This window comes from Sphingomonas agri (assembly GCF_038148795.1).
Taxonomy (GTDB): Bacteria; Pseudomonadota; Alphaproteobacteria; order Sphingomonadales; family Sphingomonadaceae; genus Sphingomicrobium; species Sphingomicrobium agri.
This window is the reverse complement of sequence record NZ_JBAPEU010000001.1, coordinates 739,453-764,636: the sequence shown is the minus strand read 5'-3', so window position 1 is coordinate 764,636 and position 25,184 is coordinate 739,453. Positions and strand designations below refer to the sequence as shown.

At 63.9% G+C, this 25,184-nt stretch carries 22 protein-coding genes; 9 read left to right on the top strand and 13 right to left on the bottom strand.

Features of this window, described 5'->3' with window-relative positions; genetic code table 11:
- Nucleotides 1-139 precede the first annotated feature (139 nt).
- On the bottom strand, nt 140-430 hold the full coding sequence (locus V8192_RS03790) for a hypothetical protein (protein WP_341631715.1): 291 nt from the start codon (nt 428-430) through the stop codon (nt 140-142).
- 9 nt (nt 431-439) lie between these two features.
- Between V8192_RS03790 and V8192_RS03785 the strand changes: the two genes are divergently transcribed.
- The 3 genes from V8192_RS03785 to V8192_RS03775 all read left to right on the top strand — a co-directional run bounded on the left by V8192_RS03785 (nt 440) and on the right by V8192_RS03775 (nt 4,370).
- Complete coding sequence (locus V8192_RS03785) at nt 440-1,963, top strand: hypothetical protein (RefSeq protein ID WP_341631714.1); 1,524 nt, start codon at nt 440-442, stop codon at nt 1,961-1,963.
- Nucleotides 1,964-2,059: 96 nt separating this feature from the next.
- Nucleotides 2,060-3,439, top strand: coding sequence for a cell envelope integrity protein CreD (gene creD / locus V8192_RS03780; protein ID WP_341631713.1), 1,380 nt, complete (start codon nt 2,060-2,062; stop codon nt 3,437-3,439).
- Nucleotides 3,440-3,470: 31 nt separating this feature from the next.
- On the top strand, nt 3,471-4,370 hold the full coding sequence (locus V8192_RS03775; RefSeq protein WP_341631712.1) for an LOG family protein: 900 nt from the start codon (nt 3,471-3,473) through the stop codon (nt 4,368-4,370).
- A 10-nt stretch (nt 4,371-4,380) separates the two neighbouring features.
- Here V8192_RS03775 and V8192_RS03770 read toward each other — a convergent pair whose 3' ends face one another.
- From V8192_RS03770 to V8192_RS03760, 3 genes are all read right to left on the bottom strand, one after another.
- Complete coding sequence (locus V8192_RS03770; RefSeq protein ID WP_341631711.1) at nt 4,381-5,088, bottom strand: c-type cytochrome; 708 nt, start codon at nt 5,086-5,088, stop codon at nt 4,381-4,383.
- Nucleotides 5,089-5,155: 67 nt separating this feature from the next.
- Entirely contained in the window at nt 5,156-6,016 is an 861-nt protein-coding gene (nudC, locus tag V8192_RS03765) for an NAD(+) diphosphatase (RefSeq protein WP_341631710.1), read from the bottom strand.
- On the bottom strand, nt 5,997-6,995 hold the full coding sequence (locus tag V8192_RS03760; RefSeq protein WP_341631709.1) for an A/G-specific adenine glycosylase: 999 nt from the start codon (nt 6,993-6,995) through the stop codon (nt 5,997-5,999). The genes nudC and V8192_RS03760 overlap by 20 nt, the downstream gene beginning before the upstream one ends.
- Nucleotides 6,996-7,022: 27 nt before the next feature.
- Between V8192_RS03760 and V8192_RS03755 the strand changes: the two genes are divergently transcribed.
- The 4 genes from V8192_RS03755 to V8192_RS03740 all read left to right on the top strand — a co-directional run bounded on the left by V8192_RS03755 (nt 7,023) and on the right by V8192_RS03740 (nt 14,074).
- Entirely contained in the window at nt 7,023-7,571 is a 549-nt protein-coding gene (locus V8192_RS03755; RefSeq protein WP_341631708.1) for a DUF721 domain-containing protein, read from the top strand.
- Nucleotides 7,572-7,574: 3 nt separating this feature from the next.
- Nucleotides 7,575-8,336 (top strand): thioredoxin domain-containing protein, encoded by a 762-nt coding sequence (locus tag V8192_RS03750; RefSeq protein WP_341631707.1) that lies wholly within the window; start codon nt 7,575-7,577, stop codon nt 8,334-8,336.
- 27 nt (nt 8,337-8,363) lie between these two features.
- Entirely contained in the window at nt 8,364-11,780 is a 3,417-nt protein-coding gene (locus V8192_RS03745; protein ID WP_341631706.1) for a chromosome segregation SMC family protein, read from the top strand.
- 215 nt (nt 11,781-11,995) lie between these two features.
- Nucleotides 11,996-14,074 (top strand): TonB-dependent receptor, encoded by a 2,079-nt coding sequence (locus V8192_RS03740; protein ID WP_341631705.1) that lies wholly within the window; start codon nt 11,996-11,998, stop codon nt 14,072-14,074.
- On the opposite strand, the gene V8192_RS03735 is transcribed toward V8192_RS03740, so the two are convergent.
- Entirely contained in the window at nt 14,071-15,516 is a 1,446-nt protein-coding gene (locus V8192_RS03735; protein WP_341632299.1) for a UdgX family uracil-DNA binding protein, read from the bottom strand. The two genes, V8192_RS03740 and V8192_RS03735, sit on opposite strands and share 4 nt — an antisense overlap.
- 119 nt (nt 15,517-15,635) lie before the next feature.
- Here V8192_RS03735 and V8192_RS03730 point away from each other — a divergent pair, with 119 nt between their 5' ends.
- The gene (locus tag V8192_RS03730; RefSeq protein ID WP_341631704.1) at nt 15,636-16,343 is read left to right on the top strand and encodes a fatty acid desaturase CarF family protein; all 708 of its coding nucleotides are present in this window, start codon (nt 15,636-15,638) and stop codon (nt 16,341-16,343) included.
- A 14-nt stretch (nt 16,344-16,357) separates the two neighbouring features.
- Here the strand turns inward: V8192_RS03730 and V8192_RS03725 are convergent, their stop codons facing one another.
- On the bottom strand, nt 16,358-17,605 hold the full coding sequence (locus V8192_RS03725) for a putative DNA modification/repair radical SAM protein (RefSeq protein ID WP_341631703.1): 1,248 nt from the start codon (nt 17,603-17,605) through the stop codon (nt 16,358-16,360).
- A gap of 113 nt (nt 17,606-17,718) precedes the next feature.
- On the opposite strand from V8192_RS03725, the gene V8192_RS03720 reads away from it, so the two are divergent.
- Nucleotides 17,719-18,216, top strand: a complete 498-nt coding sequence (locus V8192_RS03720; RefSeq protein ID WP_341631702.1) for a pyridoxamine 5'-phosphate oxidase family protein — start codon at nt 17,719-17,721, stop codon at nt 18,214-18,216.
- On the opposite strand, the gene V8192_RS03715 is transcribed toward V8192_RS03720, so the two are convergent.
- From V8192_RS03715 to V8192_RS03685, 7 genes are all read right to left on the bottom strand, one after another.
- Nucleotides 18,209-19,606 (bottom strand): peptide MFS transporter, encoded by a 1,398-nt coding sequence (locus V8192_RS03715; protein WP_341631701.1) that lies wholly within the window; start codon nt 19,604-19,606, stop codon nt 18,209-18,211. The genes V8192_RS03720 and V8192_RS03715 overlap by 8 nt on opposite strands.
- Nucleotides 19,607-19,618: 12 nt before the next feature.
- Entirely contained in the window at nt 19,619-20,983 is a 1,365-nt protein-coding gene (locus tag V8192_RS03710) for a peptide MFS transporter (protein WP_341631700.1), read from the bottom strand.
- Between the two features lie 114 nt (nt 20,984-21,097).
- Nucleotides 21,098-21,499, bottom strand: coding sequence for a hypothetical protein (locus V8192_RS03705; protein ID WP_341631699.1), 402 nt, complete (start codon nt 21,497-21,499; stop codon nt 21,098-21,100).
- 52 nt (nt 21,500-21,551) lie between these two features.
- Nucleotides 21,552-22,088: a demethoxyubiquinone hydroxylase family protein gene (locus tag V8192_RS03700; RefSeq protein ID WP_341631698.1), complete on the bottom strand. Its 537-nt coding sequence runs from the start codon at nt 22,086-22,088 to the stop codon at nt 21,552-21,554.
- The gene (locus V8192_RS03695) at nt 22,085-22,609 is read right to left on the bottom strand and encodes a disulfide bond formation protein B (RefSeq protein WP_341631697.1); all 525 of its coding nucleotides are present in this window, start codon (nt 22,607-22,609) and stop codon (nt 22,085-22,087) included. Before V8192_RS03695 ends, V8192_RS03700 begins: the two co-directional genes overlap by 4 nt.
- Nucleotides 22,610-22,613: 4 nt before the next feature.
- Entirely contained in the window at nt 22,614-23,957 is a 1,344-nt protein-coding gene (locus V8192_RS03690; RefSeq protein WP_341631696.1) for a S41 family peptidase, read from the bottom strand.
- Between the two features lie 48 nt (nt 23,958-24,005).
- Nucleotides 24,006-25,184 carry a murein hydrolase activator EnvC family protein gene (locus V8192_RS03685; RefSeq protein WP_341631695.1) on the bottom strand — a complete coding sequence of 393 codons (1,179 nt, stop codon included), beginning with the start codon at nt 25,182-25,184 and terminating at the stop codon, nt 24,006-24,008.

Genomic DNA, 25,184 nt, shown 5'->3' with positions numbered 1-25,184 from the left:
GACCGAACGAGGGAAGCGACCTTCCGGCATCGCCCCCCGCGTTTCTTTCCACGAATGCAAGTGGCTTGACTCTGTACCATGGTACGGACGCTATACCGGCGCCGGCAAGTTCGTGAGGAGCGTCGAATGTCGGGCCTTTTCATTCCCCGCAGTATTTCAAAAGCCCATTCCCAACCATGGTCACACCCGGCGCACCGTGCCGTATCGGTGTTGAAGGCGGGGCATCGACGCGCGAATTGAAATCCGCGTGGGTCACGGATCGGACAACGTTCTGCTGCGCTTCATCTCGCTTGGGGAACATCTGTTCATGATTGGCATGGCGCTGGGGATCGCCGCCGACCGCCGTTTCGGCATCTAAGGGAGACCGCACCTGTTCAATCGTTTCTTCGCCGCCGCGCTCGTTGGAACCGCCAGCCCGGTTCTTGCGCAATCGATGCCGATGAACATGCCCGGCATGACCAGCGGCGCGCATCCAAAGGCAAAAGAGCCCGAGCCGCACGCCAAGAAATCCTCGACCAGGCATCCGGTCGCAAAGGGCGAGCATTCGCGAGCGCCAAGCATCAACCCGGCTCGCCATCCGGCGATGGAGGCCCCAAAGGGCGCCTCCGCCGTAAAGCCCATGGACCACGGCTCCCGTCACACGTCCGCGCCAACGAGCGGAACCGTGGCGATACCGCCGGTAGATCACTCGCCAGCGGGCCCCGGCGCAATGACCATGCCGATGGGAGGCGCGGGCCCGACTTCTCCTGGCGATCGCTCGGCCATGGGCACAATGGAAATGGGTCAATCGCCGCATGGCTCAATGCCGATGGACGGTGCGCTTGGATCTTATCCCATGGAGCGCGAGTCCTCTGGAACGGCGTGGCAGCCCGACAATTCGGAGCCGATGGGTCTCATGATCATGAGCGGGCACTGGACGCTCATGGCACACGGGATCGTGAACCTCGTTTACGACCATCAGTCCGGCCCTCGGGGCGATGAAAAGGCGTTTGCGAGCGGAATGCTGATGGGCATGGCACGCCGACCTCTTGGCAATGGCACCCTTCAGCTGAAGGCAATGCTCAGCCCCGACCCGCTGATGGGACCCGGCGGCTATCCCCTCCTCCTTGCGAGCGGCGAAACGGCAAACGGGCGTGACCGCCTGATCGACCGCCAACATCCACATGACTTTTTCATGGAGCTGTCAGCGTCTGCATCCCAGACGATCGGAAAAAACCGCAGCCTGTTCGTCTATGCCGCTCTTCCGGGCGAACCGGCATTCGGACCGCCTGCGTTCATGCACCGGGAGGCAATCCTCGATTCGCCCGAAGCACCGATCAGCCATCATTGGCTCGATTCCACCCATATCAGCTTCGGGGTCGTGACGGCCGGGCTGGTCCTCGATCGGGTGAAGCTCGAGATCAGCCGCTTCAACGGACGGGAGCCGGACCAGCATCGCTGGAACATCGAGACGGGATCCCTCAGTTCGACGTCAGTCCGGATTTCCTGGAATCCGAGCTCCACGCTGGCATTCCAGGCGAGCTGGGGACATTTCACCGATCCCGAACAGCTCGAGCCCGGGGTAGACCAGAAGCGCCTTTCGGCGAGCATGCTCTACGCGCGGGAAATTGCGCCCGGCTGGAAACTCGCGGGTACGCTGGCATGGGGGCGCAAGACCGTCGAGCACCACGATGACGACGCCTATGTCGCCGAGGCATCAATCAAGCACGGTCTGTGGACTGTCTTCGGCCGCGGGGAGCTGACCGAAAACCGGGAACTCGTTCCAGGTTCCGGACACGGGCCCGCCTACCAGGTCGGCAAGGTTTCGATCGGGGCCGTCCAGGACTTTGAAATTGCCGACCATCTATCGATCGGTACCGGCGCCCTGTTTGCTCTCAACTTCGTCCCCCAGCCCCTTGCAGCGGCCTATGGAGGGGACAGGCCGGTCGGGGCGATGGGTTTCGTGAGGTTGAAGATCCACTAGCCCCGCCCCTCACCAATTACTCACGGCCAGCTCATGACGCTCACCGACGTGATGCGGCATCCATTGCTTCGCTAACAGGTAGCGGAGGCGGGGAACGTGGCTTTCTTCAATAGCGAACGAACGGCAGGGACCAAGCTCGCGTTGGCCGTCGCAATGGGCTTCCTCCTGTCGGTCCCGATCTTTTCGATTTACCTCCTCAATTACGACCGTCAGTCCCAGTCTCGCGAGGCCAGGGGTTCCATCACGTCCGGCTGGGGAGCCTCGCAGGAAATGAGCGGGCCGGTGCTCGTCATCCCTTATCGAACCCATGCGAGCGAGACGCTCGTCGAAAGCGGTCGGAGCGTCACGCACACCAGCGAGGTGAAGCGGGAATTGACGCTCGCACCCGAAACGCTCGACCTCCGGACGCAGATGAGCCCGGAAGTCCGCAAGCGCTCGATCTACGAGGCCGTGGTCTACGGCGCCGGCATGATCGGGAAAGCGCGCTTCGCCTTCCCCGCCGACCTTGCGCAGGCGGGGGTGGATGCGGCGCAAATGGACCTCGCCCACGCAGAACTGCGCTTCGGGCTCACCGATCCGAGGGGACTTGGAGCCAATCCGCGCCTCGCTGCCGACGGAAAACAGCTGAGGCCGCAGCCCGGCGACGGGACGGGTTCCAGCGGCGGCAAGGGCTTCTTCGCCTGGATCGATGCAAGCAGGCTGAAGGCGGGAGCGATCCTGATCGACTTCGCCTTCGACGTTCGCGGGAACGAGGCGCTCAGCCTTGCCCCGCAGGCCGAAGACACGCGCTGGACGGTGGAATCGTCCTGGCCAAGTCCGAGCTTTGGCGGCGCCTTCCTGCCCACCGGCCGCAAGGTCTCGGACAATGGGTTCGTTGCCATCTACCGCATCGGCAATCTTGCTCTGGGCCGGTCGCTCATAAGCACGGGTGATCCTGCTCCATCGGGTACAACACCATCTTCGGATACGGCAGCAAGCGCGGCGGGCACTCAATCGGCACAGATAGGTCTCATCCAGCCGATAGATCTCTATTCGCAGGTTAACCGGGCCACCAAATACGGCTTTCTGTTCATCGGCTTCACCTTCCTTGCGCTGCTGATGTTCGACGTCATCGGGGGCGTAACCGTATCGGGTGTCGAATATCTTCTGACAGGCGCTGCGCTGGTGCTGTTCTTCGTGCTCCTGCTCGCCTTTGCAGAACTGATCGGCTTCACGCCCGCCTACGTGGTCGCGGCTAGCGCCATCGCAGGTCTCAACACGGCCTATTGTGCGGCGGTACTCGCAAGCTGGTGGCGCGCCGCTTTCATCGGCGGCCTTCTCGGAGGCCTCTACGCAGTGCTCTACATTCTCCTCAGCCTCGAGGCCTTTTCACTCATTATCGGATCGCTGCTGCTCTTCATTGCGCTCGCCGCCGTCATGTACGCCACGAGGCGTATCGACTGGGGAGGAGGGGCAAGCGCGACGGGCGAGGCGTGACGTTGCAAATCTTTGCCGCTAGTCGGCATCGATGACTTCGCAACCGTTACCGCCAAAGCGCATTTTCCCAAGCTCCAAAGTCGATGCCCGGGCAGCCGAGCATGTGCCGCCCGTCCCGCAGACCGAGAGCTCCGCCTACAAGCTTGCCTTCCAGGATAGCGAGTTCCTGCTGCGCGAGGATCTTCGCCCCGTCCGCTTCCAGCTCGAGCTGTTGAAGCCGGAACTCCTGCTCAACGAGGCGAATATCGGGTCGACCTTCGTCTTTTACGGCTCGGCGCGGATTCCTGCACCCGACATGGCCGATGCGCTGATCGCCGCGGCGAGCAATCCAGAGCAGGAGAAAATCGCCGAGAGGCTCAAGGCGAAGTCTCAATATTACGATGTTGCGCGGGAGCTGGCGCGGCTCGCCAGCCGCTGTGGCTGTGACGAGGAGGGAAAGAGACATTTCGTCGTCTGCTCGGGCGGTGGCCCCTCGATCATGGAAGCGGCGAACCGGGGTGCCTTCGAGGAGGGTCGGGAATCCATCGGCCTCAACATCGTGCTTCCGCACGAACAGATGCCCAATCGCTATGTGACGCCCGACCTCAGCTTCCAGTTTCACTATTTTGCATTGAGGAAGATGCATTTCCTCCTGCGGGCGCGAGCAGTTGCAGTCTTTCCCGGCGGCTACGGCACTTTCGACGAGATGTTCGAACTCCTGACCCTAATCCAGACAGGCAAGGTGCGGCCGTTGCCGATCCTGCTTTTTGGCAAGGATTATTGGAATCGCGTCGTCAATTTCGAGGCGATGGTCGAGGAAGGCGTGATCGCGCCGCATGACCTTGATCTCATCCACTGGAGCGAGGACGCTGCGGAAGCCTGGGAGTTCGTCACCAACTATTACGGGGAGCATCCCGCAATTCCGCGGCTCCAGTCAGCGCCGCCCGAATGAGGTCGAAGGTCTAAGCGCCCGGCTTCTTGGGCGCGCCTTCGCCGCCGACGTTCTTCGGATTTGCGCCCGCCTGCTGCGGAGTGAGAACCGGTTCCTTACCCGCAGTCTGAGGACCGTTGTTGGGGCCGGTACCCGGCGGGTTCCCGGCTGCCTGCTGGCCCGTCGACCCGTTCGCAGCCGCGGCTGCCGCAGGAGCGGCCGGGAGGGCCTTGGGCGTGTCGCTATGCTGGTTCAGGAAGGCGATCACATTCGCCCGATCCTCGGGATTGCTGAGACCAGCGAAAGTCATCTTCGTGCCCGGCGCGAAGTTGCGGGGGCTGGTCAGCCATTGGCTAAGATTGTCCCAGTCCCACGAGCCGCCCTTCTTCGAAAGCGCATCGGAAAAAGCAAAGCCCCTGCCCTGGCCGATCGGTTCGCCAAGCACACCCCAAAGGTTGGGTCCAAGCTGGTTAGCGCCGCCCTTGTCGGCATTGTGGCAGGCCATGCACTTGTTGAAAATCTGCTGTCCCTTCGCAGGGTCCGCCTTGGCCAGATAGGCTTCGATCGGCTGCTCGGCTGCAGCGCCGCCCTCGCCTTCCTGTTCGACGCCAGCGATCGGAAAGCCCATCTTCTCGGGGCGTTCCGCATGGAAAAACTCGCTCGCGACGATCGAGGATCCCAAGGCGACGATGCCAGCGAACAGCACCCAGCCGGCGATGGTGTTGAAGCGATCGTCCATGAATTTCCCTGTTGGTGTCAGGATAGTGAGAAAAGGATTTGCGCCGCCTCTTAGGGGTGAGTTTTGGCTAACTCAAGCGGGCGAGCCACTGCTCCAGCAAGGTCCGCGCAATTGCGGTTTGGGGAGGCGCTCGGAAGGAGCGGTCGGAACGCTCCTCCAATGCCGCCGCAACCTCGTCCCGGCTGAACCAGCGGGCATCTTCAAGCTCGGTTTTGTCGATCGTCAGCTCGGCACGTTTTGCGTAGGCGTGGCAACCGATCATCAGCGAGGAAGGAAAGGGCCAGGGCTGGCTTGCGACGTAGCGGACGCCATGCACCCGGATCCCTGCTTCCTCGTTGAGCTCGCGCGCGACCGCGGCCTCGAGGTTCTCGCCGACCTCGACGAAGCCCGCGAGTGCCGAATAGCGCCCCGGGGGATATTGGGCCTGCCGGCCAAGAAGCAGATTTCCCTCGTGCTCGGCGAGCATGATGACGACCGGATCGACGCGTGGGAAATGCTCTGCGGCGCAGGCCGGGCACCGGCGTGACCATCCGCCCCGGACAATATTGCTGAGCGTCCCGCAATTGGCACAGAAGCGGTGCCGGGAATGCCATCGTGCAAGGCTGAGCGCGGCGGCGAACAAGGGCGCGTCGTCACGATCGAGGAGCGCCATCAGCGGGAACGCGGAACGGGCATCGGCAGTGACGTCCGCGATTGCCGAGAAGCGCGGCGAATCGCCGTCAAAGCCCAGGAACAGCGCGGGATCGGTGACCTTTGTCCACGCGAGACGGCCGTCCCCGTCGAGTTCAGGCAGACCTTCGAGCCACTTGAGCTGACGCGCACCAGGTCCCGCAGCAATGGCGCGGATGGCGCTTTCATCGCCGCGCAGATGATCAGCACGGTCCAGCCCGGAGCCGGTGAAGAAAGGTTCAGGCCGCAAGTCGGTCATGGCGACTAAGTACAAGGTCGACGGCCTTGCGATAGAGAGTTGGAAGGCCCGCCCTCGCCAGACAGTCGAGCGGGTGCCACCAGCCCTCCCCCTGCGGCTCGCTTCGTCGAACGACGAGAAGATCGAGCGAAAAATGCGTGAACACGTGACGCACGGTGGCGATCGGCTCCTGCGCTTGGGGCTCGCTTTCGTTCCAGGGCGCACCGGGCAGCGCCGCCATGCCACCGAGGAGACCCTCGGGCGGGCGGCGCGTCAGCCACAGCAAGCCCTCGCGCTCGGTCCAGTAGCAGACGCCGTACCGGTGCGGCTTTGCGCTGCGCAGGCGCGGCTCGGGGAAGCCTTGGGGATTTCCGCTCGCGAGAGCAGCGCAATCGCTCATGAGAGGGCATTCGCCGCAGCGGGGACTGCGCGGACGGCAGATCGTCGCGCCAAGGTCCATCATCGCCTGGACGAAATCCCCGGGACGCTTGCTCGGCATCAACTCGAGAACCCGCTTTCCGATATCCCCGCGCGAGGGATTGCGCAGGCCCTCGAGGCGGGAAACCACGCGCTCGACATTGGTATCGACCGCGGCCGCGCGTTCGCCAAAAGCAATCGCTGCAATTGCTGCGGACGTGTACGCGCCGATCCCGGGCAAGTCCTTCAGATCGGCCGCTCGCCTTGGAAAACCCCCGCGGCGGGTCACCTCCCTTGCGCAGGCGATGAGATTGCGGGCACGCGCATAATAACCAAGGCCGGCCCACTCTGCGAGGATGTCGTCATCGCTCGCAGCGGCGAGCTTCTCGATGGTGGGCCAGCGCGCCAGGAATTGCTCGAAGCGCGGACGAACCGTGGCGACGGTCGTTTGCTGGAGCATCACCTCGCTCAGCCACACGCGATAGGGATCGGGCGGCTCTTCGCCGGGCGGAGAGCGCCACGGTAGACGCCGGAAGTTATCCACATAATGTTGGAGGAGGCGCGTTGCGGCATTGGCGGGCACATATGCGCTATGGCATGGTCGAGGCCCATGTCGAAGCGAAAGACGAACGGAGAGGATTCGCCGCGAAGCTGCCGCCCGCGCAAGGCGGGCGAGCTTGTCGGCGACATTGGCGGCCAGTCGTTCAGGCGCTTCGGCTTTGTCCAGCACTCGATCGTCAGCCGCTGGTCCGAGATAGTCGGCGAGCGCTACGCCAGGGTCTCCTCCCCCGAATCGATCAAATTCCCGGCGGGCAAGAAGGCAGGCGGCGTTCTCACCCTGCTGGTCGAGGGGGCTCATGCTCCCCTGATCCAGCATCTGACGCCGATGATCGTCGAGCGGGTCAACCGGTTCTTCGGTTATGCGGCGATCAACCGGATCGTATTTCGCCAGGGGAGAATGCCTGTCGAAGCGCCAAGGCCCGAACGGCCGCAACTTCGTCCGGTCCCAAAGGAGATCGGCGAGGGCCTGCGCGAAATCGCAGATCCCGAGCTTCGAACCTGCCTGGAGTCGCTTGCGGCTCAAATTGCCGCTAGCAGCGGTCCTCCCGCGCTGTCCAAGGATAGCGATGAACCCATAGTCGTGATCAACCGGAGCTAATTAATGAAGCCTTCCGTTTTCCTCGCCGGAGCCCTTGCCGTGGTGGCCATTGCGGGCTGCAACTCGAAGCAGGGAGATGCCGCGACCAAGCAGGCACCGGTCAAGCTCGAGATGGTCAAGCCGCCCAAGGGCGGAGACTGGACGATGGTCGTCAATCCAACGCCTGCGGGCGGCTTCATGATGGGCAATCCCAACGCCAAGGCGAAGGTGATCGAATTCGGCTCGCTCACCTGCCCGCACTGCCGGGAATTCGACGAGACCGGCGTTCCCGAACTGACGAGCAAATATGTGAAGTCCGGGCAGGTCAGCTGGGAGTTCCGCAATTACGTGCGCGATCCCTTCGACCTTACTGCCTCGCTGATCGCCCGCTGCAACGGGACCAAGAGCTTCTTCCCGCTGATGCGCGCCTTCTACAAAGACCAGCCGGTGTGGGTCGGCAAGCTCCAGGCGGCGCCGCAGTCGCAGCTCGAAGGACTCCAGAACCTTCCGCCGAACCGCGAATTCGTCGAAGCTGCCAAAGTCGCTGGATTCCTTGACTGGGCGGCCGCTCGCGGCGTTCCCGTCGAGAAGAGCACGCAATGCCTCGCCAACGAGAAGAGCATCAACCAGCTCGTCCAGATGACCAGCGACGCGACCAATCAGTTCCCGGATTTCCCCGGCACTCCGACCTTCATCCTCAACGGAACCATGGTCAAAATGGACGCCGGCGGAGGCTCTGTCTGGAAGCAGCTCAGCGCCGCGCTGGACAAGGCGCTCAAAGGCTAAGCGCCGCCAAGGGGAGGGCCAGACGGGTTGCGGATCAGGAGGCTCAAGCTCAGCGGTTTCAAGAGCTTCGTCGAGCCGGCCGAGCTCCGGATCGAACCTGGGCTTACGGGCGTCGTCGGGCCGAACGGCTGCGGCAAGTCCAACCTTCTCGAAGCGATCCGCTGGGCGATGGGCGAATCCAGCCCCAAGTCGCTTCGCGGCGGGGGCATGGAGGATGTGATCTTCGCGGGCACGGCGACGCGCCCGCCACGCGACTTCGCCGAGGTGTCGATCCTCATCGAGCGGGACGCGGGCGAAGAGACGGCTGCAGGCGAGAGCGAAGTCACGAGACGGATCGAGCGCGCCGCGGGATCCGCCTACCGCATCGACGGCCGGGACGTGCGTGCAAAGGACGTGGCCCTGCTGTTCGCGGACGCAGCAACCGGGGCTCATTCTCCGGCCCTTGTCAGCCAGGGCAAGATCGGCGCGGTGATCGCAGCCAAACCGGTCGAACGGCGGCAATTACTGGAAGAAGCGGCCGGCATTTCGGGACTGCACGCCCGCCGCAAGGATGCCGAGCAGAAGCTTCGCGCGGCCGAAGCGAACCTCGCGCGCCTGGGGGAAATCCTCGGCGATCAGGAGCAGCGAGCGGCCCAGCTGAGGCGTCAGGCCCGCGCTGCCGAACGCTATCGCAAGCTCACCGACCAGATCCGGAGCGTCGAGGGCCGGCTGCTTTATGCGCGCTGGACCGAGGCGGAGCACGCGGCCCAGGCCGCAGCGGCGGAGGCAAAGGCGGCCCTTGAAGAAGTCGAACGCATCCACGAGGCCATCACCCAGGCACAGGCTGCTCACGAACGTGCAAACCTCGCGCTGCAGCAGAAACGCAGCGGCCTGACAGAGCTGCGCGAGCAGGGTCACGAGCTTGCGCACCAATTAGCGACAGCGCGCGCACGCCGGGACACGGTCGCCCGGCGGATCGCCGAGCTTGACCGGCTCGACACGTCGCTCAGTTCGGACATGCAGCGCGAAGAAGCGCTCAAGAGCGATGCTGCGCGGGCGATCGCTGCGCTCGAGAACGAGCGCGGCCAAATCGCTAACCGGCTCGAAAACGCCGAGACTCATGCAGCGCGGATCGCGGCCGACCTCAGTGCAGCCGAAGCGGCTTCGCGCGAGGCGGAGGCTGCACTCGCGGAAATCCTCGCCCGCCAGGCAGCGATGCGCGCGGAGCGCCGCGTCGCCGAGGCCGCCCTGGAAGCGGCGCGTGCGCAGCTCGGCCGGACCACGATCGAGCGGCAGAAGCTCAGCGACCAGCTGCAGCTGCTGGGCGATGGAAGCGAGCAGATCCAGGCGCGGAGCGAGGCTGAAGCACGGGCGAGCACCGCGGCAGACGCCCAGAAGGCGTCGGAAGCGAGGCGCCTCGAAGCGGAACAGGGCCGAGCCTCCGCCGCCGAGGCGCGCGATTCAGCCGAAAGCGAGCTCGCGTCCGCGCGTGCTGCGTTTTCCGCAGCACGTTCGGAGCACGATGCCCTCGCCCGGGCCCTTGAGCATGGCGGAGGAGCGGCGATCGCAAGCCTCAAGGCCGAGCCCGGGTTCGAGCGGGCATTGGCCGCGGCGCTCGGCGAGGACGCGGACGCAGCGGTCGGGGGCGCAGGACCCCGGCGGTGGGCGGGCAGCGATCCGTTACCGGCGGACCCGTCGCTGCCCCCTGGCACGCAGTGTCTTGCCGACCATGCAACCGCCCCCAGGGAATTGCTTCGCCGGCTGAGGCAGGTCGCGGTCGTGGATGTCGATAATGGCCAGCCTCTTGCAGTTGGTCAGCGGCTCGTCACCCGCGAGGGCCAGCTCCGGCGATGGGACGGCTTCGTGGCGACGGGAGGCGGAGCGGCGGCGGCCGAGCGGCTCCTTCGTGCCAACCGCCTTGCCGAGCTCGTCGCGGAACTCCCCGCACTCCAAAAGGCTGTGGAGGCTGCTGCCGCGACGCGCGAGCAAGCGCTCTTGGCCATGGAACAATGCCGGCGAAACGCTGAAGAAGCGCGGACCGCGGCGCTGTCGGCCGAACGCGACGCCCGCGAGGCAGCCCGCGCGATCGATGCAGCGGCAGCTGCCCTCGAACGGATAGAAGCCCAGCGTTCGAGCCTCGCCCAGCGGCAGAGCGATCTCGAGCCCGTCCTCGAAGCCTCGCAGGAGGCGGTGACAGGGGCCGAGCGGTCACTTGCCGCTTTGCCCGATCCGGCGGCCCTCGAGCAGGGGGTGGAACATGCCCGCGCATTGGCGGGCGCCGCGGCAAGCGCGGTTGCAGACAAGCGCGCCGAGGCTGCAACCAGGGCACGCGAGACTGCAGCGGACCGGGAGCGCTCGAGTGCGGCGAGCCGGGAGCAGGAAGAATGGCGCAAGCGGCAGGCGGATGCCGAGCATCGGCTCGCTTCGGCCCTTGACCGGCAGCAGCGCCAACAGGCCGAGCGGGCCGGTCTTCAGAAAGAACCTGCCGAACTCGACCTCAAGATCCGTGACCTCGAGCAGGAAAATGATCTCAGCCAGGTGAGGATAGGCGAAGCGACCGCCGCTGAGCGCGAAGCCGAAGATGCCGTCGTCAATGCAGCACACGCCCTGTCAGCAGCCAACGAGCGCTCGGCCGACACGCGTGAGCGCCGCGCTGCCGCGGCAGCGCGCGCCGAAGCGCAGGAGGCGCGAAGCGCGGAATTCGCCCGTGCAAGCGCCGACAAGTTCGAATGCCTACCTCAGCGGCTGCCCGAAAAGCTGGGATTCCAAGCCGAAGCCCTTCAGGATGCCCAGGAGGAAGCGGTCACTCTTGAGCGGCTGACTGCGGAGCGGGAGCGGATCGGTCCAGTCAATCTCGTCGCGGAGCAGGAACTGGCGGAGCTCGATGCGGCACGGACCAAGGGCGCCGAAGAAGCAGAGGAACTGACCCAGGCGATCAATCGGCTGCGCGGTTCGATCGGAAATCTCAACCGCGAAGGCCGGGTACGGCTGCTCGAAGCCTATGAGAAGGTGGATGGTCATTTTCAGCGGCTGTTCACGACCCTTTTCGAAGGCGGCCAGGCGCACCTCCAGCTGGTCGAAAGCGACGACCCGCTCGAGGCGGGCCTCGAGATCATGGCCCAGCCGCCCGGCAAGCGCCTCTCGACGCTCACTCTCCTCTCCGGGGGCGAACAGGCATTGACCGCAGTCGCGCTCATCTTCGCGATCTTCCTTACCAATCCGGCGCCGATCTGCGTCCTTGACGAGGTGGACGCGCCGCTTGACGATGCCAACGTCGAGCGCTTCTGCGAGCTCCTCCACAGGATGACGCGCGAGACCGACACACGTTATCTCATCGTCACCCACAATGCCGTCACGATGAGCAGGATGGACCGCCTCTACGGCGTTACCATGATCGAAAAGGGCGTGAGCCGGCTCGTATCGGTCGACCTCGGCAGCGCGGAGACCCTACTCGCCGCCGAATAGCGGCGGCGCGGCCTCACCTGCTGGATGAGGTGTTCAGCGTGACGGCAAACCGGCGCGCCCGCTCAGCCAATGTCTTGACCGTTGCTCTCCCCCAGCTGCGGTTCCGCCAGTGCGTCACCGGCCGCCCAGCTAGGCCAATGCCCGTCAGATGATTCGCTATTGCGAATTATTATCGATAACACTAGGCCGCCTGACAACAATCCAAAGGGGAACGAATGGACCGGTTGTTCTACCCGCTCGCCGCTGCTCTTGCTTGCGGTGCTGCTCCTGCCGCCGCCGGCGACGTCGGTCGCGCCAGTGACGATGCCGCGCCCATCGTCGTTACCGGCGAGCGCGCGGCGTACGGCATCAAGGCGACAAGCAGCGCGACGAGGACGCCGACAGACATCAGGAATGTGCCGCAGGCGATCACGATCCTCTCGGCCCAGCAGATCGAGGACCAGCAGCTGCGCTCGGTCGGCGACCTGCTGCTGTTCGTGCCGGGCGCCTCGTACGGCTCGGGAGAGGGCAACCGCGATCAGATCGTCCTGCGCGGAAATTCGAGCACTGCGGACTTCTTCGTCGATGGTGTCCGCGACGACGTCCAATACTTCCGCGACTTCTACAACGTCGATCGGGTCGAGATCCTGAAAGGCCCCAACGCGATGATCTTCGGTCGCGGCGGCGGCGGCGGTATCGTCAACAGGGTACTGAAGCGTCCCACCTTCAACCAGGCACGCAGCGCGACCATCTCGACCGACAATTGGGGCGCCTTTCGCTTTACCGGCGACATCGACCAGCCGCTTTCCAGCGGCATCGGTGTTCGCATCGGCGCAGTCTTCGAGGACAGCGGCAGCTTCCGGCGGCACGTCGAACTGAAGCGATACGGCATTAATCCCACCGTTGCCCTCCGCGCCGGGGCGGATACGCGGATCGACTTAGGCTTCGAACATTTCCACGATCGCCGGACTGCCGATCGCGGGATTCCCGCAGATGGCGACGAACCGGTCAGAGACCATGACCGCGACTTCTTCGGCGATCCCCGACTGAGCTTTGCAACGTCCAGCATCGAAGTTGCGACACTCGCGGTGGAACACCGGTTCGGTAGCGGGGTCACGCTGAAGAACCGGACCGTGTCCGGCAACTATCGCAAATTCTACCAGAACGTGTTCGCGAGCAGCTTTAGCCCGGCGACCGGCCTCGTTGCGCTGGCCGGCTACAATAATCTCAACAACCGCAAGAACCTGTTCAGCCAGACCGATCTTGTCTGGCAAATCCGTCTCGCAGGCATCGACCAGACCTTGCTGCTTGGCTTCGAACTCGGACGCGAGCGGTCCAGGAACAGGCGCGGCACGGCCCGCGTCCTCGGTGCAGGATCGGTGTCGGTCTCTGATCCTACGGCCGATGCCGACGTGCTGTTCGCGCCTTCGCCGACAGACTCAGACAACCGCGTCCATGCAGATATTGCAGCCGTCTATGCGCAGGACCAGCTGCGCCCCGCCGACTGGCTCGAAATCGTCGCAGGCCTGCGGTTCGACAGCTTCCGGGTCAAGGTTCAGGATCTCAGAAGCGGCGGCGTGTTTGACCGCACGGACCATCTGTGGTCGCCGCGCCTTGGCCTTGTCATCAAGCCGACGGGCCGGCTGTCATTCTACGCAAACGCCAGCAGATCCTATTTGCCCCAGTCGGGCGATCAGTTCAGCAGCCTCACCGCGATCACCGAGGGCCTGAAACCCGAACGGTTCGACAATCGGGAGATCGGCGCCAAGCTGCAGCTTCCGGGCGGACTCCTCGCAACCGCTGCAATCTACCAGCTCGGCCGCACCAACACCCGGGCCACTGACCCCGCCAACCCGGCCTTGACAGTCCTCACCGGCAAGCAGCGCAGCCGCGGCCTGGAGCTTGGACTCGAGCGCAGCGTTACGAGCCGCTGGCTCATCTCGGCGGGCTACACGCTCCAGAAGGCGAAGATCACCAGCACGACCAACGCAGCGCCAGCCGGCCGCGAGCTTCCCCTCGTCCCTCGCCGTAGCTTCTCCTTGTGGAACCGATATGATTTCAGCGGCCGGCTCGGGGCCGGCCTGGGACTCCTCGCCCGGTCCAAATCCTATGCGACAATCAGCAATCAGGTGAAACTTCCGGCCTACGCGCGACTTGATGGCGCGTTCTACTATGCGCTGGCCGCAGGCGTTGAGGCGCAGCTCAATGTCGAAAATCTCCTGGGCGCCCATTATTTTCCGACGGCCAACGCCGACAATAATATCGCGCCCGGCGCGCCGCGCACGTTCAAAGGCTCGCTCGGCTATCGCTTCTAGGAAGCGAGTTCCTTCGCCCGCGCCTTGATCCGTTCGAGGTCGCGAATGAAAAGGGCACGTTCCTCGCGCTTGCGGGCTTCCTCGGGAATGCGAAGCAGGAAGCTCGGGTGGACCGTCACCCAGACCTCGCTGCCATCCGTGGCCCTGATGGGAACACCGCGGACGCGGCTGATCGTCACGGTCTTGTCGAGCAGTGACCGAGCCGCGGTCGCGCCGAGCGCGACGGTCACTTGCGGGCGGATGAGTTCCCGTTCGTGGTCAATCCACCAGCGGCAGGCCTCGATCTCGCCTCCATCGGGCTTGTTGTGAATGCGCCTCTTGCCGCGCGCCTCGAACTTGAAATGCTTGACGGCATTGGTGACGTACACGGCCGAACGATCGATCCCCGCCTTTTCAAGCGCAGCATCGAAGAGCTGGCCGGCAGGACCCACGAACGGCCGCCCGGCAATATCCTCTTGGTCGCCCGGCTGTTCGCCGACGAACATGATGCTTGCATCGAGCGGACCTTCGCCAAAGACGGTCTGCGTCGCATGCTTGTAGAGATCGCACCGCCTGCACTTGCGCGCGTCCTTCAGCAGCGCTTCCCATGAACTGCGAAGATTGCCGCCTGGCGCAATCCGGCGCTCGGCTTCGAGCGCATGGCTCAATCCTTCCTTCGCGCTAGAAGCATCCATCATCGCAACCTCCCGGCTCCGTGCACCGGCAATCAGCGGCTGAACGAGCGAGGTCTCCGGCATGTTGCACCAGTATTTGCGTGGCATTTCCTTCAACATCGCGCCGACCTTGAGCCGCGCAGGGTTGAAGATGCTCGAATAATAGGTTCGCCAGGTCTCTTCGACGGGGTCGCCCGAGGGAGCGTCGGCCCGCGTGGCGCCAGGGCCTTCACTCAGGCTCAGCCCGTCCCAGTGGATCGAGAGCTCGGGCGTCAGGATCGACCAGTGCATGTTGGTGAAGCGATTGACGAAAAAACTCGCTGCGCGGCGAGCGATGTGATGGCCTGGCTCGAAGAACGCCACGAAACGGCCGTCAAACTCGCGGAAGCGGACGAATGCACGCATCTTGTGGATGTCACGGCGAACCTCCCCCGCAAGCTTTTCCAATCGCATGACGAGAGGGTCGGCCGGGTTGTCGAGAGCGCTCCTGTTCTCCCTCAGTCGAAGGAGCATCGCGTAAAGGAGGGCGAAGCGCTCCTTCTCGGCGTTGCAGACGACGTCACGCGCAAGTTCGACAAAGGAGCGCGGCACCGGAAAACTCTCGCCGCAAAGCTGGGCGATCGGAGTTCCGAAGAGGTCCGCCCCGTCGTTCTCCACCTGCCACAGAACGGCGCTTGCCGGCACTCCTGCCTCCGCAAGGGCGCGCGCAGCCTCGCGCCAGCCATCAAAATCGTCAGGACTCCCGAGCGTCACGCGGTGGAAATCGATCATCGGCCCATCCGGCAGCATCACGAAATCGCGACCTTCCCTGTCGCAATAAGCTCGTCGTTCGTCGCCGATGCGGTTCCAAAAGTAGGATTTTTCGGGCAAATGCTAAGGATGCCAGCACTTTTGAACGCTTTATCAGCATGATGAAGGCTGCGCCGCCCTGGGTGATGGCCCTCTTCACCCTGTCTCTTGCGCTCAACCTCTGGTTTGCGGGCGTCCCGGACTGGCGGTGGATTCCGGCCGCGATCGCGGGCTGGTATGCCGCCGACCTGCTCTCGGGCCTCACGCACATGTACATGGACTATCGTCCCTGCACGCCCGGTATCGGTCTTGACCGCGTGTTCCACTATGCAGGCTCTCGCGAGAGCGCCGAATATATCGGGATGCGGGACAGGGTGTGGGCGCAGATCTCGCCGTTCGAGCGGCTGGTCTATGATTTCAAGAATCATCACCCGCGTCCTGAAGCACTCGGGAGACGGTCGTTCCTGGTGCAGATCGGCTCGACCATCATGTTCGTGTCCCTTCCTTTCTCGATCCTCGTCAACTTGGTCTGCCTGGTGTTCCCGGCCGCAGGATGGCTCGTCGCGGGCATCGTCGTCCTGATGATCGGGGGGACGCTCGCCCAATATTTCCACGGCACGCTGCACCGATCCGACAATCCCTGGATCGTGCTGGCAATGCGGCGCGCGCGCCTCCTCATGTCGCCGGGGGCCCATGCCCTTCACCACGAGACATTGCGCCGCGACTTCGCGACCAATAACGGCTGGTCCAACCCCCTGGTCAACCTCCTCTTCCGGATCGCGACCCGACAGGGCTGGTTGAGCGAAGCGGGCCTCGAACCCCGCTGATCCGAAGACCATTCTCAGGACGCGAACAACTCCAGTTGCTGAACTTTCGGCGCGAGGAGGGAACGCAAATCCGCGCGATCACCGAGCGCTACCGGACGCCAGTCGGCGGCCGCAATGAACGGCCGTACCTTGGAAATCGAACGGGTCAGCCGGCCAATGTCCTCGAGCCGCAGCTTGCGCCAGTGTCGCGAGGACAGGATCCGCTCGACCGCCCTCGTCCCGAGGCCCGGAACCCGAAGCAGCATCTCCTTTGGTGCGCGGTTCACGTCGACCGGGAAGACGCCTCGATACTTGAGGGCCCAGGCAAGTTTGGGGTCGATGTCGAGCGGCAGCATGCCCTTCTCGTCCGCCGCGCTCTGCACTTCGACCGCCGTGAAGCCGTAGAAACGAAGCAGCCAGTCGGCCTGGTAGATCCGATGCTCGCGCATCAACGGCGGCCGTCTGAGCGGCAGCACCGCGCTCGGATCCGGAATGGGTGAGAAAGCGGAATAATAGACCCGGCGCAAATCAAAGCGATCGTAGAGGCTGCTCGCCTTGGCGACGATGTCGGAGTCGCTGGCCCCGTCTGCTCCCACGATCATCTGGGTCGACTGGCCCGCAGGGGCGAAATTCGGGGCCGACTTGAACCGCTTTCTCGCGTCATCGGCATCGGCAATCAGCGCTTTCATGTCGCCCATTGCGCCGGCGATCTGCGAAGCGTCCTTTTCAGGTGCGAGCTTTGCAAGCCCGCTTCGCGTCGGCAGCTCGACATTGATCGAGACGCGGTCGGCATAAAGCCCCGCCTCTTTCACCAGTTCCGGATCGGATTCCGGAATGGCCTTCAAGTGAATGTAGCCGCGAAAGTCATGATCGTTGCGGAGGCTTCGCGCGACCTCGACCATTTTCCCCATCGTGTAATCGGAAGAGCGGATGATCCCCGAGGACAAGAACAGTCCTTCGATATAGTTGCGCTTGTAGAACGCCAGCGTGAGGCCGACGACCTCGCTCGCGGTAAAGCGCGCGCGACGGACGTTCGAACTCTTGCGGTTGATGCAATAGGCGCAATCAAAGATGCAGCTGTTGGTCAAAAGGATCTTCAGCAGGCTGATACAGCGCCCGTCCGGCGCATAGGCATGGCAGATGCCCATGCCGGGTGCGGTGGATCCCATTCCCGTTCCGGACCGCGAATTCCTCTCGATCGAGCCCGAGGAGGCGCAGGACGCATCATATTTCGCCGCGTCGGCGAGAATCGCGAGCTTGTCCGAAAGTGCCAGTTGGGCCATTTGTTCTCTTTATGTTCTGTACGAACCGCTGACAAGCCAATGACTTAGCGGCAGCCGGGGAACGGGCCTTCAAGCGCAGGTGTTGTTCAGGGACATCGCAAAGGAGAGGTTTGATGGCCGACGATCGCGAGATCGAAGACAAGTTCTGGAAGGCGCTGAAGGACAGCCCCTTCATCATGCTCGGCATTGAGGGCGCACGCGAGGGCGCCACTCAGCCGATGACGGTCAATTTCGAAGACCAGGATCGCCATTCGGGAGTGCTGTGGATCTTCACTGCGAAGGATCATGACTTCACCCGCGCAATGGGCCAGTCGAGTCAGGCGATCGCCTCTTATTCGGCCAAAGGACACAGCCTTTTCGCGAGCCTTCGGGGAACGCTGACCCTTGATCAGGACCCAGCCACGATCGAACGGCTGTGGAGCCCGATCGTTGCGGAATGGTACGAGGGAAAGGACGATCCCAAACTCGCGCTGGTGCGCTTCGACGTCGCGGACGCGAAGATCTGGCTGAGCGACGTCGAGGGTTTCCTCAAGCCGGCGTTCAACAAGCTGTTCGGCCGCAAGCCCGAGGCCGGCATGAAAGAAAAAGTGGCAGAGGTGACCCTCAACTGAGGGCCGCTGCCTGGTCTTGCGGAGTGCCCTGCATTCGCCGCCCGATCGCGACCTTGAAAATGATGAACGCGACCAGTCCGAAGGCCGCGCTTGCAACGTGAATGAGCCAGAAGGTCGTGGTCGGGAGGCTCGAATAAAGGCCCCCTACCCAGCCGACGATCGCGTTCGCGATGAAGAAGGCGAGATAATAGAGGCCGATGACGGTCGCTGTTATCTGCCTCGGCGCGATCTTCGAGAACAGGGCAAGACTGACCGGCAAGACATGGGCAAAGCCGATGCTGTTGCAAAGCTCGAACAGCATCGGCCAGAACAGGCTGATCTTGCCGCCCGCAGGCTGGGTCAAAGCGGCCATGAACAGGCAAAGCCCGCCCGCGACCGTAAACACGCTGCCGATGATCATCTTGCTGATCTCGTCGAGCTCCTGCCGCTTCGTTCCCCACCACTTCCAGAATGCGGCGACTGCGACGAGCATCGTGAAGCTGACTGCGGCATCGACGGTGATGAGCCAGCTGCTCGTGTTGTTGAGCAGCCGGAGGTCGAACCGCTGGTCGCCCCAGGTGAGATAGACATTGAAGATCTGCTGGTTGGTGAGGAGTGAGACCGCGATGACGGGGATGAGGATGACGAGGTAGATAAGGCAGATCCAGTCGCCGCGTGTCATCGGATCGTGGTGCTTGGGCTTTGCACTCGGTCCGCGAGGCTGTTCCGCCGGGAGATAACGGCGACCCGCAAGATAGATGATGAGCCCAAGAACCATCACAACGCCGGCGCAGCCGAACCCGTAATGCCAGCCGACCTTCTGGCCCAGCGTTCCCGAGACGAGCGGCGCGACGATCACGCTGACGTTGATGAAGATGTAGAAGATCTGGAAGGCCATCGCGCGGCGCAGATCCTGAGGGCCGTAGAGCGCTCCAACCTGCGTTGCGATATTGCCCTTGAATGCTCCCACTCCGAGCAGCAGCGCCAACAGGGCAAGCAGGAATGCTGGCTCGATCGCCATCAGGAAGTGCCCGATGGCCATGAGCACGCCGCCGACGATCAGCGTTCTGTGTCGCCCCAGCCACCTGTCGGCGATCACTCCGCCGAAGATCGGGGTGAGGTAGACGAGCGAGGTGTAGGTACCGAAGATGGCCGAGGCGAGCGGCTGACCCGAAATGCCGTGGTAGACGTGCGCCTGCATCCACTTGAGGCCGACGACATTCTCCATCCGTCCCGGCAACAACAGGTAATTGACCATGTAGAGCACCAGCAGCGTCTGCATGGAATAATAAGAGAAGCGTTCGCAGCCCTCGGCGAAGCCGAGGAAACCCAAGCCCTTGGGATGACCAAGAAACGCTCGGTCGCGGCGATCGACCTGCTCGAGATCCGGAGTGGCTTCGGCAACGCTCATCAAAAAAATCTCCTAATCGCGGACTGACGCGGCGGACTGCGGCTCAAGAAGCCGCCCGAGTGACCGTCTGAACGCCAGCGCAAGCAGGCCCCCGACCATTCCCATGCCTGCGTGGAGCGCCCAGAACGTCATCGGCGTCATCTTCTCGTAATATGTACCGATCCGGCCAATGAGGTTGTTTGCAACGAACAGGGTAAGGAAAGCGACGCCCATCATGGTCGCGTTGACCTTGGGGGGTGCGGCCTGGCTGACGAGGGCCAGAAGCGTCGGCCAGAAATACATGAAGGCCACCCCCTGGATGGCGCAGTAGAGTACAGGCCACATCCACGTGACGCGTCCGCTCGAAAACGCGATCGCTGCGACCAGGACCAGATTTGCAACGCCGCTCAGAAAGGAACCGGTCGCGATCTTGATGAGCGGTGAAGGTTCAGCACCGCTGATACGCGCCTGCCAGTTCCAGAGGGCGAACAGGAAGGGAACCGAAAGCATGCTGACCAGCGGGTCAATCGAATAGAACCACGGGATCGGAATCTCGAAGCCGCCCGCGTTGAGGTCCGCGTGCTGCTGCAGCCAGACCGGATGAACGTTGGCGAGCTGGTAATAAGCAACATAGGCAAGGACGACGATGGCCATGACCGCCACCAGCGCCGCAAGAGCCTTGCGATCGGCCGCCGAGAGCGGTGTCGCCCGGGGTCGGTCGCGCCGCGCCACCCTCGAAGGGAGGTAGCGATATCCGCCGAGATATGTCGCCAACGCTCCCAGCATGAACAGGGCTGCCGCGCCGAAGCCCACATGCCATCCAAAGCGGGTCCCGAGGAAACCGCACAGCAAGGGTCCGGTGACGGCTCCCAGATTGATTGCGGTACTGAAGATCGCAAAAGCCCGCGTCCGCCGCGCCTCGTCGTCGGGCGGGTAGATGCTACCGACCTGCGCGGAGATATTTCCCTTGAGAAGGCCCGACCCGGCGATCAGCAGCAACAAGGCAAGGAGGAAGGTCTGATCGAAGGCCATCGCAAGATGGCCGCCCGTCATCGAAAGAGCGCCGAGCACCACGGCGCTACGCTGGCCGATCCGGTCCCCGAGCCAGCCGCCCAGCACCGGCGTGAAATAGACGAAGCCCGCGTAGAGGCCAAAGATCTGCGACGCGAGGGCCTGCGCCGAAAGCGGCCCGGTCGTATCTTCGACAAGCCGCCGGAACGTCGCGAAGCCCGCCACATGCTCGATGTGCCCAGGCAGGAGCAGCTGGTTCACCATGTAAAGCACCAGCAGGGCGGTCATCCCGTAATAGGAGAAACGCTCCCACGCTTCGGTGAATGCGAGATAGGCGAGCCCTGGTGGATGGCCGAAGAACGTGCGGCTGGCTCTCTCTTCGGGCACAATGGCCGGCGCGCTGCTCAAGTGACGGCGTCCCTCCCCCGCGGATGGTGCGCCGGCGTAACAAGAGCCAGCGGTGGCCGGTAGCGATTTCTCAAGGCCGAGGCAGTCACGGCCCTAGAGTTGAGGGGGCGTATTGTCCTGCTGGGCTTCCCGAGCCGCCTGCTTTTCCTGCTGGATCTGCTGCGTGAGGCAGCCTTCGCGGCCTCCAGGCCCAACCGCCGAGCAGCTGCCAACGCCCGTATTGCCGACAGTCATCAGCTGTTGCGACTTCTTCGCCCACGACTGGCGCTGCTGGCGTGTGCCCTGAAGCTGCTGATTCTTGGGGAGGCGATAACGCTCGGTCTCGGGTCGCCGCGAACAGACCACGACCTGGTCGTCGGTCGAGCGCGGACAGGGGTCGTTGCCATAGACGACCACCTCGGCAGTCGTGGCCTGCTGGGCGACGGCCGGCGTCGCGAGCGGAGCAAGGCCGCCGGCGAGGGCCGCAACCCCGAGCATGATGCTCAAGCTTCTCATGGTTTCACCGCGTCCTTTCCCGTTTTCAGCGGCTGGCGCCGCCATTCGTTCCTCATATGCGTTTCGAGAGCTCGATTGCCACCCTGCAACCGGCACGGATCGCCGCAGTCAGCAGCGGATATCCAACCGCCTGCCGGGCACCCGCGGCCCGCGCAGTATCGCGGTGCTCGAGCTCGTCGGTCTGGAAGTCGGCAATGTCTCTTGCAAGCTCGGGATCATCCTCGCGAAGCGCACTCAGCTGCTCGGAATAATGTTTGTCGATCTCGGTTTCGACCGCGTCCGTGCACGCAAGTGCGGCCTTCTCGGACATGAGTGCCGTCGCCGCACCAAGCGCGAACCCGGCGACGTTCCACAACGGTTGCAAGGCCGTTGGTCGCACGCGCCGTTCAGCCATCAGGTCGTTGAAACGCTTGAGGTGGCGCTCTTCCTGCGCTGCCATGCGTGCGATGAGCTTGGCCTCCGCGCCGTTGCGACGAAGGACCGCGAGCTGGCCCGCGTAGATCCGCGTCGCTCCGTATTCACCCGCCTGGTCGACACGGAGCATCGAAGCCGTGTCGGCCCGGTCACCGCCAGGGCGCCAGCTTTTCATGCGCGTTTCGCCCGCAGGCTGAGGGTCACGATCAGTGCCGCGCCGCCAAGCGAGAGGATCGCGTTCCAGCCAGCCATCGAGATTCCAAGGAAGCGGAACTGCACTTCGTCGCAGCGAACAAGGGGCGCCGCGCTGATCTGCTTCAGTAATTCGGCAGTGCTAAGGCCCTTGCCCATTGCCGTGCAGGTCGTGAAGCCCTCGAAGATCTTCGCTTCAACACCCGCGTGATAGACCCCGATCGCGCCGGATATCGCAATCGCGAGCGCTGCAAGGAGGGTCAGCGAGCGGGCGCGGCCGGACGCAGCGGGCTGTGTGAAGGATAGCGCCGCAAGAAGGATTGCCGCAGCGTGCGGCCAACGCTGCCAATAGCACATCTCGCACGGGTGAAGGCCGCCCAGATATTGCGATCCGAGGGCCCCGCCGAGAAGCGCTGCTGGAAGCAGCAGTGCAATCAGCCGCGCCGCTGCCGGACCCGTCAGGCCGCTTGCTCGAGGAGAGCCCGCCACCAGCGCCTCGGCCATGCTGCTACCGCGACTTCTTGATGGGGGCAGCCGAAGCGATCGCCGCCGGAGAGGCGAGCCGCTTCAGCGTGTTCATCGCATAATAGAGCTGGAAGTCCTTGATGCCCTTCTTCTCGAGCTCGTCGGGCTTGGCGCTGAAGCGCGGATCAGGACTGTCGTCGGCCTCGAGCAGCTTGTCCTGGACCTTGGCCTGCGCGAGCAGGTGCCGGCGAAGATCGGCTTCACGAACGACCTTGCGATCCTTGTAGTCGGGGTCGCTGAGCTGCGGCACTTCGACGTCCGGCTCGATCCCTCCGGCCTGAACAGAGCGGCCCGAGGGCGTGTAATAGCGTGCCGTCGTGAGCCTCAGCGCCGCATCGGGGCCGGTCTGGACGACCGTCTGCACCGAGCCCTTGCCGAAGCTCTTTTCGCCCATGATGAGCGCCCGGCGATGGTCCTGCAGCGCGCCTGCGACGATCTCCGAGGCCGATGCCGTACCGGCGTCCGTGAGGACGATGACGGGAAGCCCGTGCGCCATGTCGCCCGGCCGAGCGTAATAGCGGTCGATATCGTCCTTGGTCCGGCCGCGCTGCGAGACGATCTCGCCGCTGTCGAGGAAGTCGTCGGCAACATCGACCGCCTGGTCGAGAAGACCGCCAGGATTGGAGCGCAGGTCGACGATATAGCCGAGCGGATGGCCGCCGGTCGCCTTGTCGATCGCTACCAGCGCCGACTTGGTTTGCTCGGCAACATTGCCCGAAAAGGTGTTGATGTTGAGATAGCCGATACCGTCCTTGATCTCCCACTTGACCGGACGAAGCTCGATCCGCTCGCGCTTGATGCTGACGTCGAACGGCTTGTCGCGACCGGGCCGGACGATGGTGAGGCTGATCGACGTGCCGGGATCGCCGCGCATCTTGGCGACGGCTTCGTCGAGATTGAGGCCGTAGACCAGCTCTCCATTGATGTGCGTGATATAGTCGCCCGCCTTGATCCCGGCGCGATACGCCGGCGTGTCTTCCGTCGGCGCAACCACCTTCACGGCTCCATCTTCGATGGAAACGGTGAGCCCGAGGCCGCCGTAATTGCCGTCTGTCGTTGTCTTGAGCTGATCAAAATCGCTCGCCTCGACATAGCTCGAGTGAGGATCGAGCGCGGCAAGCATCCCGTCGATTGCCCCCTTGATGAGGGTGTGGTCATCGACCGGCTCGACGTAGTTCGCCTTGACCCGTTCGTAGACGCTCATGAACTTCTCGAGTTCCTGGTAATTGGTGGTGTCGGCCGCAGCGAACGAGCTGGCGGTCACGGGTACCAGTGCAAGGGCTCCAACGAGCGCAAGTGAAGGGATCAGCTTCGGATTGAATTTCATCACAGTCGCGTCCTGTATCGGCGTCCAGCCTAAGGGATCTCCGGGCGTTTAGTAGCCTTTGGTTCCGTTTGACAGGTTTTGAGATGAACCTGCGATGAGGGCAGGCGACATTCGACGCCCATTCTGGGACAATTCGACCTGCAGCGGGCCGATCGCACGGCCGATGTCATCGCCCATCCGCACCCGGTCCCCGGAATGAAGCGGCGTTGCGATGTTGACGATGAGGCTCATCCATCCGCCGCCATGGTCGATGACCAGTACGCCGTCATAGTCGCGGAATGCGCCTGCGAACCTGACCACTCCGTCGGCAGGAGCACTAAGGGGGGTACCGCGCGCGGTCGCGAGCGTCATTCCGCGTGCGCGAACGCCGCTCTCGCTTATCGAGCCGAGGCCCTCGACAACCGGTGCCGCGGCAGGAAGCTGGTAGGCGAATGGCGTCCTGACCCTGGGACCTTCCTGTGCGAAGGGGCTTTCGGGAGCCCCGCCCTCTTCTGCCAGTCGCGAGGCGGCGGCCCGGATGGACTGGTTGTTTAGCTGTTCGCCGCGCAGGCGCTCGATGTCCTCGCCGGCGGCAATCGCGACGTCGCTCGCGCCCAGTGCCTCGCCGCCCGATGCGAGCGCTCGCTGGACCGCCTTCTGCTCCAGCGCCGCAAAGCGGGCGCGGCTGGCGAGGAGACCATCGCGGCTCCGGGCGATCTCCGAGCGGGCTGCAAGTGCCTGCTGACGAAGCCGCTGTCCCTGCGCGAGCTCTGCCGACAGGCGGCCTGTCCGGCTCCGGATTACCGGCAGTGTCGCCTTGAGCAGGAGGCGCACCTTGACGAGCTCGTCAGTGCCGCCTTCGTCTGCAAGGACCAGTAGGGGAGGTCTACGGGCCATTGTTGCAAGGCCCGCGAGGAGAGACGAGACCGGCTGCTGCTCGGAGGCAAGCTGCTGCTGGTGCGCAGCTACGAAAGCCGAGGCGAGCTGGAAGCGCGCGTTGGCGGCGCTGATCCGCGCCTCGGCAGCATCGATGCCCTGGGCTGCCGCGGCCTGCTCTGCTCGAAGCCTGTCGGCCTCGGAGCGTGCCTGCGAGGCCGCCTGCTCCAGTCTCCTCGTCTCGGCGTCGGCCCTCGCCTGGTCCGACAGCGCCTCTTTCAGTGCCGCATCGAGCGGCTGACCGGCCATTTGCGCGAGCGCGCTGGAAGCGAGCAGCGGACAGAGCAGGACAAGGAGCGCGGCGCGGACCAT

What these genes read in the sequence shown, in the direction of transcription:
- V8192_RS03785 (WP_341631714.1), top strand. Translation starts at nt 440, where the DNA reads ATGAACATGCCCGGCATGACCAGCGGCGCGCATCCAAAGGCAAAAGAG.
- V8192_RS03775 (WP_341631712.1), top strand. Translation starts at nt 3,471, where the DNA reads ATGACTTCGCAACCGTTACCGCCAAAGCGCATTTTCCCAAGCTCCAAA.
- V8192_RS03770 (WP_341631711.1), bottom strand. Translation starts at nt 5,088, where the DNA reads ATGGACGATCGCTTCAACACCATCGCCGGCTGGGTGCTGTTCGCTGGC.
- nudC (WP_341631710.1), bottom strand. Translation starts at nt 6,016, where the DNA reads ATGACCGACTTGCGGCCTGAACCTTTCTTCACCGGCTCCGGGCTGGAC.
- V8192_RS03755 (WP_341631708.1), top strand. Translation starts at nt 7,023, where the DNA reads ATGTCGAAGCGAAAGACGAACGGAGAGGATTCGCCGCGAAGCTGCCGC.
- V8192_RS03750 (WP_341631707.1), top strand. Translation starts at nt 7,575, where the DNA reads ATGAAGCCTTCCGTTTTCCTCGCCGGAGCCCTTGCCGTGGTGGCCATT.
- V8192_RS03740 (WP_341631705.1), top strand. Translation starts at nt 11,996, where the DNA reads ATGGACCGGTTGTTCTACCCGCTCGCCGCTGCTCTTGCTTGCGGTGCT.
- V8192_RS03735 (WP_341632299.1), bottom strand. Translation starts at nt 15,516, where the DNA reads ATGCTGCCGGATGGGCCGATGATCGATTTCCACCGCGTGACGCTCGGG.
- V8192_RS03730 (WP_341631704.1), top strand. Translation starts at nt 15,636, where the DNA reads ATGATGAAGGCTGCGCCGCCCTGGGTGATGGCCCTCTTCACCCTGTCT.
- V8192_RS03725 (WP_341631703.1), bottom strand. Translation starts at nt 17,605, where the DNA reads ATGGCCCAACTGGCACTTTCGGACAAGCTCGCGATTCTCGCCGACGCG.
- V8192_RS03720 (WP_341631702.1), top strand. Translation starts at nt 17,719, where the DNA reads ATGGCCGACGATCGCGAGATCGAAGACAAGTTCTGGAAGGCGCTGAAG.
- V8192_RS03715 (WP_341631701.1), bottom strand. Translation starts at nt 19,606, where the DNA reads ATGAGCGTTGCCGAAGCCACTCCGGATCTCGAGCAGGTCGATCGCCGC.
- V8192_RS03705 (WP_341631699.1), bottom strand. Translation starts at nt 21,499, where the DNA reads ATGAGAAGCTTGAGCATCATGCTCGGGGTTGCGGCCCTCGCCGGCGGC.
- V8192_RS03700 (WP_341631698.1), bottom strand. Translation starts at nt 22,088, where the DNA reads ATGAAAAGCTGGCGCCCTGGCGGTGACCGGGCCGACACGGCTTCGATG.
- V8192_RS03695 (WP_341631697.1), bottom strand. Translation starts at nt 22,609, where the DNA reads ATGGCCGAGGCGCTGGTGGCGGGCTCTCCTCGAGCAAGCGGCCTGACG.
- V8192_RS03690 (WP_341631696.1), bottom strand. Translation starts at nt 23,957, where the DNA reads ATGAAATTCAATCCGAAGCTGATCCCTTCACTTGCGCTCGTTGGAGCC.
- V8192_RS03685 (WP_341631695.1), bottom strand. Translation starts at nt 25,184, where the DNA reads ATGGTCCGCGCCGCGCTCCTTGTCCTGCTCTGTCCGCTGCTCGCTTCC.